The sequence below is a fragment of the Methylomicrobium lacus genome, assembly GCF_041897535.1.
In the GTDB taxonomy this organism is placed as follows: domain Bacteria; phylum Pseudomonadota; class Gammaproteobacteria; order Methylococcales; family Methylomonadaceae; genus Methylomicrobium; species Methylomicrobium lacus_A.
Map to the genome: position 1 here is coordinate 2,285,001 of NZ_CP169217.1, position 12,888 is coordinate 2,297,888.

Annotated in this window: 13 protein-coding genes and 1 rRNA gene (1 of these 14 cut by a window edge); 5 read left to right on the forward strand and 9 right to left on the reverse strand. The window is 54.4% G+C overall.

The features are described 5' to 3' along the window. Positions 1–220: ribosomal RNA gene (locus ACEPPP_RS09960) — 16S ribosomal RNA — on the reverse strand (it extends 1,315 nt beyond the left edge of the window). Between the two features lie 535 nt (positions 221–755). After that, entirely contained in the window at positions 756–1,952 is a 1,197-nt protein-coding gene (gene tyrS / locus ACEPPP_RS09965) for a tyrosine--tRNA ligase (RefSeq protein ID WP_374086272.1), read from the reverse strand. Positions 1,953–2,129: 177 nt separating this feature from the next. Here tyrS and ACEPPP_RS09970 point away from each other — a divergent pair, with 177 nt between their 5' ends. Then, positions 2,130–3,425 carry a peptidoglycan DD-metalloendopeptidase family protein gene (locus ACEPPP_RS09970; RefSeq protein ID WP_374086273.1) on the forward strand — a complete coding sequence of 432 codons (1,296 nt, stop codon included), beginning with the start codon at positions 2,130–2,132 and terminating at the stop codon, positions 3,423–3,425. A 68-nt stretch (positions 3,426–3,493) separates the two neighbouring features. Here ACEPPP_RS09970 and erpA read toward each other — a convergent pair whose 3' ends face one another. Both erpA and argC read right to left on the reverse strand, forming a co-directional pair. Next, the gene (erpA, locus tag ACEPPP_RS09975) at positions 3,494–3,826 is read right to left on the reverse strand and encodes an iron-sulfur cluster insertion protein ErpA (protein ID WP_374086275.1); all 333 of its coding nucleotides are present in this window, start codon (positions 3,824–3,826) and stop codon (positions 3,494–3,496) included. Positions 3,827–3,933: 107 nt separating this feature from the next. Then, entirely contained in the window at positions 3,934–4,965 is a 1,032-nt protein-coding gene (gene argC / locus ACEPPP_RS09980) for an N-acetyl-gamma-glutamyl-phosphate reductase (protein WP_374086277.1), read from the reverse strand. Between the two features lie 126 nt (positions 4,966–5,091). Between argC and ACEPPP_RS09985 the strand changes: the two genes are divergently transcribed. From ACEPPP_RS09985 to ribA, 4 genes are all read left to right on the forward strand, one after another. Then, positions 5,092–6,069, forward strand: coding sequence for an NAD(P)H-quinone oxidoreductase (locus tag ACEPPP_RS09985; protein WP_374086279.1), 978 nt, complete (start codon positions 5,092–5,094; stop codon positions 6,067–6,069). Between the two features lie 6 nt (positions 6,070–6,075). Continuing rightward, positions 6,076–6,924: a sulfurtransferase gene (locus ACEPPP_RS09990; protein WP_374086281.1), complete on the forward strand. Its 849-nt coding sequence runs from the start codon at positions 6,076–6,078 to the stop codon at positions 6,922–6,924. A gap of 42 nt (positions 6,925–6,966) precedes the next feature. Next, positions 6,967–7,584 (forward strand): class I SAM-dependent methyltransferase, encoded by a 618-nt coding sequence (locus ACEPPP_RS09995; protein ID WP_374086283.1) that lies wholly within the window; start codon positions 6,967–6,969, stop codon positions 7,582–7,584. A 66-nt stretch (positions 7,585–7,650) separates the two neighbouring features. Beyond that, positions 7,651–8,265: a GTP cyclohydrolase II gene (ribA, locus tag ACEPPP_RS10000; protein ID WP_374086285.1), complete on the forward strand. Its 615-nt coding sequence runs from the start codon at positions 7,651–7,653 to the stop codon at positions 8,263–8,265. Between the two features lie 466 nt (positions 8,266–8,731). Here the strand turns inward: ribA and ACEPPP_RS10005 are convergent, their stop codons facing one another. The 5 genes from ACEPPP_RS10005 to amrB form a co-directional block, all read right to left on the reverse strand. Then, on the reverse strand, positions 8,732–9,016 hold the full coding sequence (locus ACEPPP_RS10005; protein WP_374086287.1) for a hypothetical protein: 285 nt from the start codon (positions 9,014–9,016) through the stop codon (positions 8,732–8,734). Positions 9,017–9,112: 96 nt separating this feature from the next. Beyond that, positions 9,113–9,955, reverse strand: a complete 843-nt coding sequence (locus ACEPPP_RS10010) for an endonuclease/exonuclease/phosphatase family protein (protein WP_374086289.1) — start codon at positions 9,953–9,955, stop codon at positions 9,113–9,115. Positions 9,956–10,064: 109 nt separating this feature from the next. After that, positions 10,065–11,252, reverse strand: a complete 1,188-nt coding sequence (locus tag ACEPPP_RS10015) for a M20 aminoacylase family protein (protein ID WP_374086290.1) — start codon at positions 11,250–11,252, stop codon at positions 10,065–10,067. Positions 11,253–11,387: 135 nt separating this feature from the next. Next, positions 11,388–12,002: an alpha-ketoglutarate-dependent dioxygenase AlkB gene (locus ACEPPP_RS10020; RefSeq protein ID WP_374086292.1), complete on the reverse strand. Its 615-nt coding sequence runs from the start codon at positions 12,000–12,002 to the stop codon at positions 11,388–11,390. Positions 12,003–12,063: 61 nt separating this feature from the next. Next, positions 12,064–12,846, reverse strand: coding sequence for an AmmeMemoRadiSam system protein B (gene amrB, locus ACEPPP_RS10025; RefSeq protein WP_374086294.1), 783 nt, complete (start codon positions 12,844–12,846; stop codon positions 12,064–12,066). Positions 12,847–12,888 lie beyond the last annotated feature (42 nt).

A 12,888-nucleotide genomic window follows, 5' to 3' on the forward strand; every position in this document is an offset into this window, starting at 1 on the left:
TCTGTTAGCGCGAGGTCCGAAGATCCCCCGCTTTCCCCCGTAGGGCGTATGCGGTATTAGCGTGAGTTTCCCCACGTTGTCCCCCACTAACAGGCAGATTCCTACGCGTTACGCACCCGTCCGCCACTCGTCAGCGCCCGAAGGCCTGTTACCGTTCGACTTGCATGTGTTAAGCATACCGCCAGCGTTCAATCTGAGCCATGATCAAACTCTTCAGTTCAATCTTGTTTGCCACTGTAAGATGTGGCCAATCTTGGCTCGACTACAGAATTAAACGTAAATTACTTGAATTAACGTAAGTTCTTGTGTCGAATGTTTCATAATGCATGACATTCACCACAAGCACCCACACAAATTATTTTGATCGTCTTGTTAAAGAGCTAGGACTTTCGCCCCGTTGAGTCGGACTATTATAAAGACTTTTTATAACTTGTCAAACTCTTTTTTCGACTTCCTTTTTCGAACACCCTGTTCAGGATGAACCAGGCTTCCTGCCTGAAGCTTGATGAGCCGACTATTATATCCCGCTCAATCAATTTGTCAATACTTCCGTTTTGGTTTCTTGCGAAACCCGCCTCACTTCCTTCCGCCTTCCGGCGTCACCGCCGAAAGAGAGGCGCATTATACGCACTTTCCCTGACTTCGCAAGCGTTTTGTTATATCTTTGTTACAACTTTTGCCAATACTCAACCCCATACTCCGGCAACAGCTTGTTTTTTCAAGATAAACCTGCTGCCGCCGGACCGTGTTCATGGTTATTTGGACAATTTGACCTTCATGAATTTTCTTTTGCCCACCTGATAGACATGATTCGTGTCCACTGCAATCTCCAGCTTGGCATCAGAAACTTTCTCGCCATCGATCTTTACCCCGCCCTGATTGATCATCCTGATCGCTTCGGAAGTACTGCCGGTCAGGCCCGCGTCTTTCAATATGTTGGCGATGCCGTAACGGTCACCCGGAATCCTGATTTCCTTTTCTTCGATTTCATCGGGCATGGCGCCGCGCTGAAATCTGGCCTCGAAATTTTCGAGCGCCTTTTGCGCCGCCGCGGCATCGTGAAACCGTTCGATGATTTCCTGCGCCAGCAATACCTTGTAATCCCTTGGATTGGCGCCCAACTGGCATTCCTGCCGCCATTGACTGATTTCAGCCATCGGACGGAAGCTGAGTAATTCAAAATAACGCCACATCAATTCATCGGAAATCGACATGATCTTGCCGAACATATCATCAGGCGCATCGGTAATGCCGATATAGTTGTTCAACGATTTGGACATCTTGTTGACGCCATCCAAGCCTTCCAGAATCGGCATCGTGATCACAACCTGCGGTTTTTGACCGTAAAGCTCCTGCAACTGCCGACCGACAAGCAGGTTGAACTTCTGATCGGTTCCACCCAGTTCGACATCCGCCTTCATCGCGACCGAGTCATAACCTTGAATCAACGGATACAAGAATTCATGGATGGCGATCGGCTGACCGCCTTTATAGCGCTTGCTGAAATCGTCGCGTTCGAGCATTCTTGCAACGGTATGCTTGGCGGCCAGCTGAATCAGGTCGGCCGGCGACATCGCATTCATCCAGCTCGAGTTGAACATGACCAAGGTCTTGGCAGGATCGAGAATCTTGAAGATTTGCTCTTCATACGTCTTGGCATTTTCTATCACTTCGTCACGCGTCAACGGCTTGCGCGTGACATTCTTGCCGGTTGGATCCCCGATCATGCCGGTAAAGTCGCCTATCAGAAACAGCACCTCATGCCCGTGATCCTGGAACTGCTTCAGTTTGTTGATCAGAACCGTATGTCCGAGATGCAAATCAGGCGCGGTCGGATCGAACCCTGCCTTCACTCTAAGAGGCCGTTTTTCCTCAAGTTTTTTAATCAGGTCCTGTTCGAGCAGAACATCTTGCGCCCCTCTTAATAAATCCGCCACTATTTCCGCTTGCAACTTATTTCTCCATTGAAACTAGGTAGATAATCTATATTAATATTGTGGAATAGGTATTATAAAGAAAAAAAATACCCGCCTATAATTGGCAAATATCAAAAAAAACCGTACAATGACACAAGGATAGAGTTAATCGACACTTTATTGTTTTAACTTCAATAACTTATCTTCTTCATCGTGAAAATTCAATTTTACGCCCCCCTGCTGATCAGTGTGGGTCTGGCGCTTACGTCGACCTCTGTCGATGCCAGAACCTCGCATTTGGCCATTAAGAAGTATGCGACCGACGCATCCAAGCGTTCCAAAGGGCATTCGCGTAAGACGACGAGCCACCGCGCTGCTTCCGGCCGATCGTCCCTATCCGCCACGCGCTACAAGCACCGGCCTACGAAGGCAAAGCACCATCAGCAGCACATCGCTTCTGCTTCTCAGATAGAGCAAGATCAGGATTATATCGCCGCACTCGAGCCGGCAGAGCCCGAGCCAAGCCGCATATCAACTACCTTATATCCCTTGGCGAACAGCCGCTTGCACATTCGCCCAACCAATCTTCAGGATGGCCCCCATTACGAAGCCGTTCGGATTTCCTCGGACAGTACTTCTTCGAGTCATCGCAGCACAGGCTACCTTGAATCGCCCGCGGCGGCCGAATCCTCCGGTATGATCGGCGCCTACGGCGTAATCGAAACGAACCTTGCCGACGCGGGTCACAAGGCGGGGCTGTCCGACGAAATGATCGAGGAGTTGACCCGTATTTTCGCCTGGGACATCGATTTTGCATCGAACTTAAACCCTGGCGATCAGTTCACCGTACTCTATAAGAATTCCTCCGATGAGGGCAACGCCGGACGCATCTATGCCGCCGAATTTGTCAGCCGAGGCAAGTTCCTGACCGCCATCCGCTTTGAAGACGCCGATGGCAATGTAAGTTATTACACGCCCGAAGGCAACAGCCTACACAAGGCATTTTTGAGCACGCCGGTCGATTACGCACGGGTTAGCTCGCATTTCGACCCCCACCGCCGGCATCCGGTGCTTAACCGTATTCGCGCGCATAAAGGCGTCGATTATGCCGCTCGCACCGGCACCCCGGTCAAGGCCGCCGGCGACGGCGAAGTCACTTTCAAGGGCCGAAAAGGCGGATACGGGCAAGTACTGATCCTCAAACACGGCGACCGCTATGAAACATTGTACGCCCATCTTTCCGGTTTTAAACGCGGCTTGAACGACGGCGATCATGTGATGCAGGGCGAAGTGATCGGCTATGTCGGCCAGACCGGGCTTGCAACCGGCCCGCATCTGCATTACGAGTTTCGGATTGACGGAGTGCATCAAAACCCGGAATCCCTGGAATTCAAACGTCCACTGCGCTTGGCCAGTCAGCAAATGGCCGAATTTAAAGACCAGACCAAACCGCTGCTGGCGAAACTCTATCAAACCAAATCTCGCAATTTGTTGGCCAGAAACCAGTAACGCCGAGCCGATTATCGGCGGCATAAAAAAGGGCGGTTAAAACCGCCCTTTTTTGTTATACGGATCCGTTATACGGAAAACGACGATCCGCAGCCGCAAGTCGTCGATGCATTCGGATTGCGAATCACAAACTGCGCGCCGTTCACATCCTCTTTGTAATCCACCTCGGCGCCTTGCAGGTATTGAATGCTCATCGAATCGATCAGCACTGTCACGCCGCCATTGACGACGCTAGTATCGTCTTCATTGACTTCTTCGTCGAACGTGAAGCCATATTGGAAACCGGAGCAGCCGCCGCCGGTCACATAGACTCGCAACTTGAGATTGTCGTTGCCTTCCTCAGCAATCAGCTCGCTGACTTTCGCGGCCGCACTGTCGGTAAAATTAATTGGATTTGCCATAAGCTTTTAAATACACTAAAAAAATTGAGGGATGCAGGAATTATGACTATCCCCAGTAGAAGAGTCAAGATTTCCATCTTCCGCCGTACCCCCCGGCCTTTAGTTCTTCACGGATATAAGGCCACCGTCCTGAGCCCCAAGTCCTCTTCCAGGCCAAACATCAGGTTCATATTCTGCACCGCCTGGCCCGACGCACCTTTGACCAGATTATCGATTACCGACAGGACCACCACCGTATTCCCGCCCTGCGGCTGGTGGATAGCAATCTGACAGCGATTGCTGCCGCGCACGCTGCGGGTATCGGCATGCGCGCCATTCGGCAACACATCGACAAAGACCTCGTTGCGGTATCTTTGTTCATAAAGCGCCTGTAAATCCTGCACGTCCGCCTGCAGACGACCGTATAAGGTCGCATGAATGCCGCGGATCATCGGCGTCAAATGCGGCACGAAGGTCAATCCAACCGGCTTGCCGGTCGCCGCATGCAAGCCCTGCCGTATCTCGGGCAAATGCCGATGCCCCGGCACCGCATACGCCTTGAAGCTTTCGCCGCACTCACTCATCAAGGTCGCCAGTTCCGCCTTGCGCCCGGCGCCGCTGACGCCCGACTTCACGTCGGCAATCAAATGATCCGCATCGATCAAGCCTTGTTCGAGCAGCGGCAAGAAGCCGAGCTGCACCGAGGTCGGGTAGCAACCCGGACAGGCGATCAAACGTGCGGTTTTAATCCCTTCGCGGTTGACTTCGGGCAAGCCGTAAACCGCTTCGCCAATCAGATCGGGACAGGCGTGCTCCATACCGTACCATTGGCTCCATTCCTTGGCATCCTGCAAGCGGAAATCCGCGGACAGGTCAATCACCTTGACGCCGCGCGCCAGCAATTGCTCGGCCATCAGCATCGCCGTACCGTTCGGCGTCGCAAAAAATACCACGTCACAGGCCGCCAGCGCCTCGACATCGGGCGCGGTAAAAACCGCATCGACATAGCCGCGGAGGCTCGGATACACTGCATCCACCCGCACGCCGGCGTCCGCGCGCGAGGTGACCACCGCGACATCGACTTCCTGATGCAAGGCTAAAATCCGCAAAAGCTCGACGCCGGTGTAGCCGGTGCCGCCCACTATTCCTGCACGAATCATTGCTTTAAATCCTTACTGTTCATTTCTTTGAAATTGCGTGAGTATATAATACTTCCTGACACACAAACATTGATAACATCAACCCGATATTCGTGACAACCGCCTGACATGCCCTTGCCTCACTCTATGCGCGCGATAGAAATCACTCAGCCCGGCGGCTCCGAGGTGCTTGCCCTCACGGCAAGACCCATACCGCCACTATCGGCGCACCAGGTGCTGATCCGGGTTGCCGCCGCCGGCGTCAACCGCCCCGATGCGATGCAGCGCCGCGGCGTTTATCCGCCGCCGCCCGGCGCATCGGACATTCCCGGCCTCGAAATCGCCGGCACGGTCGCCGCCTTGGGCGACAATGTGCGCCATTTGAGCCTCGGCGAACCGGTTTGCGCGCTGGTGACCGGCGGCGGTTACGCCGAATTTTGCCCGGCCTCGGCCGCGCTTTGCCTGCCGGTTCCAGACGGTTTCGATTTTATCCAGGCGGCCGCGCTGCCCGAGACGTTTTTTACGGTCTGGAGCAATGTTTTCGATCGCGCCCATTTGGCGGCCGGCGAAACACTGCTGATCCACGGCGGCAGCAGCGGCATCGGCACGACCGCGATACAATTGGCCAAAGCCTTCGGCGCCAAGGTCTTCGTAACGGCAGGCTCCGATGCCAAATGCGAATTCTGCCGGCAGCTCGGCGCCGATGCCGCGATCAACTATCAGGACCAGGATTTTGTCGATCAGATCAGGCATTTGACCGATAAGCAAGGAGTCGACGTGATCCTGGACATGATCGGCGGCGATTATTTGCCCAGAAACCTAAAGTGCCTCGCCAACGACGGCCGGCTGGCGCAAATCGCGATCCAGCACGGCGCCAAGGCGGAGGTCGACCTCTGGCAGATCATGGTCAAGCGTCTGACGCTGACCGGTTCGACCTTGCGCGCACGGGACGATCTTTTCAAACAGCAAATCGCCTGGAAATTGCGCGAAAAGGTCTGGCCTTTGTTAGCATCGGGTAAAATCAAGCCGGTCATCGACGGCGTTTTCGCTCTTGAAGAAGCCGGCAAGGCGCACGCACGCCTCGAATCCGGCCAACATATCGGTAAAATCATCTTGAAGGTATAAAGCATCATGTCTTACAGCACACTCATCAGCGCCGATGCGCTACGGGCGCAGCTCGACAATCCGGACTGGATCATCATCGACTGCCGGTTTTCTCTGGCCGACGCCGAACTCGGCGCGAAAAATTACCGCCGCGGGCATCTGCCGAATGCGCGCTATGCCCATCTCGACAAGGACTTGTCGTCCGCGATCACCAGTCAGAAGGGCAGGCATCCCCTACCCGATTTTCGCGCCTTGAGCCAAAAGCTCGGCAATTGGGGCGTCAGCAACCGGAGCCAGGTCGTCGTTTACGACGATGCGGGCGGCGCTTTCGCGGGACGCCTCTGGTGGCTGCTGCGCACTCTCGGCCATGACAAGGTGGCGGTACTGGACGGAGGCATCAAGCTGTGGCAAAAGAAGGGATATCCGATCACGACCGCGCTGCCTGTGATTCAAGCGACGACCTTCCGGCCCTACCTGCAAGAATCGTTTTGGCTGACCGCAGGCCAAGTCCAAAACCGTCTCGCCGACAGATCGATTAGCCTGATCGATGCGCGCACGCCCGAGCGTTACCGCGGCGAAGTGGAACCGATCGACCCCGTAGCGGGGCACGTAAGGGGCGCGGTCAACCGGCCTTTTCAGGCCAATCTCGCCGGCAGCGGCGAATTCCTGCCTCCCGAGCAGTTGCGTAAACAATTCGAGACCCTGATCGGCGATAGATCGCCGGAACAGATCGTGCATATGTGCGGCTCCGGCGTGACCGCCTGCCATAATTTACTGGCCATGGAACATGCGGGACTGAAAGGCTCGAAACTTTATGCCGGCTCGTGGAGCGAATGGATCCGCAATAAGAACCGGCCCATCGCCAAAGGCAAATAACCTCCGCCCCAAAAGGCACTTTTCAACCGATTGGTTCAGCTCATGAAAATCGACAGCGCCACGATACAACAGCGATACGACCGGCTCGCGCCCTATTTCGACGGCATCGAGGCGATGATGGAAGGCCTGTTTTTCAGAAGTTGGCGGAAAAAACTTTGGGCATCCGTCGAAGGTCAACACATTCTGGAAGTCGGCGTCGGCACCGGCAAGAATTTCGACTATTATCCTGCCGACGCCAGAATCACCGCGATCGATTTCAGCCCGAAAATGCTCGAACAGGCCCGGCGCAAAAAGGCCAGAAAGCAGGTCAATGTGGAGCTGGAACTGATGGATGTGCAGTCGCTGCATTATGCGAGCAACAGTTTCGATACGGTCGTCGCCTCCTTCGTGTTTTGCTCGGTGCCTGCGCCGATGAAGGGCCTGAAGGAATTGCACCGGGTCTGCAAGCCGGGTGGCCGGGTCATATTGCTGGAACATGTGATCAGTGCGAATCCGGTCTTGGCCGGCATCATGAATCTGTTGAATCCCATGGTCGTCTCGTTGGTCGGCGCGAATATCAACCGCAATACGGTCAAAAACGTGCAGGCCTGCGGCTTCAGCCAGGTGCGCGTCGACGAACGTAGCAGCGACATCATCAAATTGATCGTAGCGGTCAAATGACCGGAAAATGTATCTTGAGCGCCGGATTTGAGTAGAATATAAGGAGTTTTTTAATTGATAACTGACGTGAAGCCAAAAGTAGACGATTTAGTGCAAACGCCGATACCCACCCGGCACGGCGAATTCATCCTGCATTATTACAGCAACACGCTCGACGACAAGGAGCATGTCGCTCTGGTCAGAGGCAAGGTCGACGGCGTCGAGCATGTCCCGGTGCGGATCCATTCCGAGTGCTTTACCGGCGACGTGCTCGGTTCGAGGCGCTGCGACTGCGGCGAACAGCTCGACATGGCGATGCAAATGATCGCCGAAAGAGGCGCCGGCATCCTGATTTATCTGCGTCAGGAAGGCCGCGGCATCGGCCTGTTGAAAAAGCTGCAGGCCTACAACTTGCAGGATGCCGGCTTGGATACGGTCGATGCGAACATTCACCTGGGCCATCTCGCGGACGAGCGCGAATACGACATTGCCGCGCTGATTCTGGAGTCGCTCCAGGTCAAATCGATCGAGCTGATCACGAACAATCCGAAAAAAATCGAAGGCCTGCAAAAGCTCGGAGTCGATGTTGCAGGTCGGATCCCGATTGTTGCTTCGGCCCACAATGACAATCTCGATTATCTGAAAACCAAAGCCAAAAAGATGGCGCACATGCTGTTTGAACGCAAAAAGGACAACGACTGATCTCGGCGCTAAAATCTCCCCTTCTGCAAAATGAAAATGGCCGCATCATGCGGCCATTTCGTATAGCTCAAACGGGATAATTCGCTACGGCGATGTCAGACCGATCACTCCTTGAGCGATGCCTGCCTACCGTAGGTAGTGACAGAAAACCGCGAACGACCACAAGAAGATCGCCGTAATCGCATCGAAGGTATAGTCATGATCCAAGGGGTCAGGACCGTCAATACCTGCAACAGCGTTTACACGACTTCGATGCGCCAGCCGGGGCTCCGAGGGTCGCGCTGACGACATTCGGTTACCCGATCGTCAGCAGGGTATCCGCCGAGAACTCGGCAGAAGACGTCATGCTAAAGGCTGATATAAAAGAAACAAATATTACTAAAGCAAAGGGTTATTCAGGCTTTCGGAACCAATAAGAAGACTTTTTTTCCTCCTCTTCACAATTCATTTTCAACAGGCACAGCGCTCAGCGCGGTTGAGCCGGCGATTGTTCAGCAACTCCATCCATCGTGGAGACAATTATCTCAAGCACTTTCCATGCCATAGCTAAACCTTGTACCCCACGGCTAGGCGGGATTGCCTGCAAACGATTAGGCGGCTCAATCATTTGTTTCAGATTGGCGCCAAAACCGGCCGTTTTAGTGCGATCTTCGACCAAGTACCACATAATTCCTTGCAACTTCCCTGGCATTCCTTTCGCAAAACCGCTGCCCAGATCGAATTTGGCAAAGAGCGGTGTGTCAAATGACACAGTCCGCCTGCGCGAAATGCCACGGGCGCTTTCTCGGTATTAAGTCGAACGCCATTCCGCCGCGGACAGCTTTTGGCGAAGCCAAGAGCGCCGGCATCAATACAGCCGATACCTTGCCAAATAACCGAAATGATCCGAAACGGCCGGATAGAAATGATCATTGAAAATCATATCCATCGACTCGATCCGCAACGGATGACCATTACGCTTGAAGATATAGTCGATTCGACAAGGCGGATGATGTTTCCAGCCTTCGATCTGGCCACGATAACTCGGCTCATAAAAGCGCTCCGGGTGCAGTTCATGGAACTGATCGACATACTCGGCATTGCCGACGACATGGCGATACGCCTGACCGCCTGCGGGCGCGTTGAAATCACCCGCGATCAGATCACCTCTGGCGCCGAAATGCCGGCGCGAATCGATCAAGCACCGCAAATTGGCGTATTCTTCGTAAAAACCGTGATGCGCCCAGCTCAAATGCACATTCGCGATATGCAGCAAGCCGAACCACGGCACATCGATGCAGGACAGGGTCACATTGCGCGACATGTAATTGTCTTTGCGCCGATCCTGGGACACATAGGCCGAATAATTATGCCGCATCGGGTAGCGACTCATGATCGCGGTACCTTCCCGCCAACGGTAAAAACCGATGTGGCTCCAGTCCTGATGTATGTGATACCAAAGCCCCCAGTGGCGCAATTTACTGCAAATCCGGAACGCCATATTCGAAGGCGACTCGCCGTAGGGATGCGTGACCGGATCGTGCATGTACTCGCCGACCTCCTGAAAACAGATCAGATCGATTTGCAGATGCGCAATCGCCTCCGCGATGATCCGCACCTCCCGCTCATGCCGATGCATCGCATCAAACGGGCAATCACTCTGATGCTGCTGATAGGTATGCAAATTTAGCGTTAGCAGCGAAAGTTCCATAAACGCCGGCGGATTGTAAGCCTGGAATTACAAAGTTGGGCTTATATTAGCCGGCAAATATGTAAGTTTGATGACCAAAGGTAGGATAGGATGCCGACACACTTCGCGATCAGAACGCGATGTCGTCCCGCAACACCGTTTCGACCAGCTTGACCCAATAAGCCGCGCCGACCGGCAAGATCCGATCGTTGAAGTCATAATGCGGATTATGCAGCAGACAACTGTTATGCGATGCGCCGTTGCCGATCCAGAGGTAGCAGCCCGGTTTTTGCTGCAACATGAACGCAAAATCCTCCGAGCCCATGCACGGCGTGGGCTGAAGATTGACGCCTTCCGCTCCCGCCACCGCGATCGCCGCCTCGGTTGCGAGGGCCGTCTCGGCTTCGCTGTTGAAGGTAACCGGGTAACCCGGATTTTCCGGATTGAAGGCAATTTCCGCTGCAACGCCGAGCGCGGCACAGACGCCGTCGACGATTTGGCGGATTTTCTCGCCGATCGCCTGCTGCACGTCGGTTTTGAAACAGCGGAAGGTGCCGCGAATGACCGCCTCTTCCGGAATCGCATTCCAGGTATTGCCGGCATGCACCTGAGTGAGACTGACCACCGCCGAATCGGCCGGATCGATCGTCCGGCTGACGATTGTTTGCAGCGCATTGATGATTTGCGCGGCCGCGACGATCGCGTCGGTCCCCAGATGCGGCATCGCGGCATGGGTCGCCCGGCCCTTCACGCGGATTTCGAAACAGTCGAATGACGCCATCATCGGCCCCGGCTTGACCGCGAAATGGCCGACCGGAATATCCGGGAAATTGTGCATGCCGAAGACCCTGTCGACCGGAAATTGCTCGAACAAGCCGTCATCGATCATCTGCTTCGCGCCGGCGCGGCCTTCTTCGGCCGGTTGAAAGATGAACACGGCCGTGCCTTTGAAATTCGGCTTTTCGGCCAATAATTTGGCCGCGCCGAGCAGCATCGCGGTATGGCCGTCATGGCCGCAGGCGTGCATTTTGCCGTGATGTGCGGATTTATACGCAAACGTATTCTTTTCTTCGATGAACAAGGCGTCCATGTCGGCGCGCAGCGCAATTTTCCGGGAGCTGTCGCCGGCCGACAAGGTCGCGACCACGCCGGTTTTTCCGAGCCCCTGATGCACCGTCAAACCGAATGACTGTAATTTTTCGGCGACAAAATGCGCCGTTCCGACTTCCTCATAGGCGGTTTCGGGATGTTGGTGAATGTGTTGCCGCCATGCGCGCATGTCTTCATGAAGCTGTTGCAGGTCGTTACTGTTACTCATTTGTTTCCGCATCGTTTATTTTCGTGCAGGATGTCTTTCCCGCATGACAGTGTCAATCGTGCCTTTCTCCGGTCAAGCAATTCCAGCACTGCAAAGGCTTGCCTTCTCGGCTTTCGGCGTCAATCAGGAATGTTTTTAGAGATTTGAGTTCGGCTGATCCGCCGGCAGAATCCTGCGAAAAGTCAGGTTGATCCGGGGATTCTTGATCTGACGGGTTTTCGGCAAGGCATGCACCCAATGATGCTGCAACGCGCCCGCCATGATCAGCAAGTCGCCGTGCTCCAGCACAATATCCAGATTTTCACGGCGCTTTTTATGATGCAGCCGGAACAGGCGCGCATCGCCGAGGCTCAAGGAGGCAATCACCGGATTGAAGCCGAGCTCCTTTTCATTATCCGCATGATACCCCATCGAATCCCGGCCGTCGCGGTACAAATTGGCCAGCACGCTGTTGAATGGATAGCAGCTCATTGTTTCGACCCGAGCCTTGACCGCGGACAATGCGGCCGTCCACGGCAAAGGCGCGTGTTCCACGCCCGAATAGCGGTAAACGGCATCATGATCGCCATACCAGCACATCAGACGCGGCACCTTGCACCATTTGCCGAAGATGAAAATCTCCTCTTCCTGCCACGCCAGTGTCCGATAAAAATCCGCAAACAGCCGGTCGGCCTCCGGCGGCGCATAAAACGCCTTGGCCAGATAGATTTCGCCGTCAACGGGACAAAGATTGGTTTGATCGCTCTGCAAGATGATTTTTCAACGCTACGCCGAAGCCGGCTAAAAAACGTCCTCGCCGATCCATTTGGCATTAGACTTCGACGACATAAGCCCCGTAACCGACGACCCTTTTTTTATCTCCCGCCGTATCGCCGGAATTCCGCAAGTCGATGGTCTTGACGACCAACGATTTTTCCCGCGCCAGCTTCAACAGGCCGCTGACGCCCACCCGACCGCAGGCCGAATCGAAGCCCAGACTTTCGTATTGCAGATTTTCAATCGCCGAACTGGTCTCCTTGTCGAGCTTCTGACACGTCGCATAATCGTGATAATGGCTCAGATCGGAGCTGATCACGATCAGCGTTTCCTCCCCACCCCATAGCATATCGAGAACCTGACTGACCTGCTCGGCAGACGCCTCGCCGGTTACGATCGGCACGATCACGAAATCATCCAGCGTTTCCTGCAAAAACGGCAGATGCACTTCCAGGCTATGTTCCTGCGCATGCGCCTGTTCCATGTAATCGACAAAAGGCAATTTCACGATTTTATGGACCGATTTCTGGTCGACGGCAATACTGCCGAGCGGCGTGATGAAATTTTGCGCATTGGTCACCGCCAGCCCGTTAAAACCGACCCGGTGCGAAGGCCCTATCAGCACCACCCGGGTAATCTGATCATGAGCCTTGATCAGACGCGCATAGGCGGTAGCGGCCACCGGCCCCGAATAAATGTAGCCTGCATGCGGCACGATCATCGCCTTGGGAACTTTCGGCGCGGTTTCAGCATCATTAAGATATTGATCGAGCAGCAGATGCAGTTGCTGGGGTTCTGCAGGATAAAAGCTTCCTGCTACAGCGGGTTCTCTATTCATATTGTTGCCTTCTCATCAAAATCAAGCCAAATCGCACGTTCA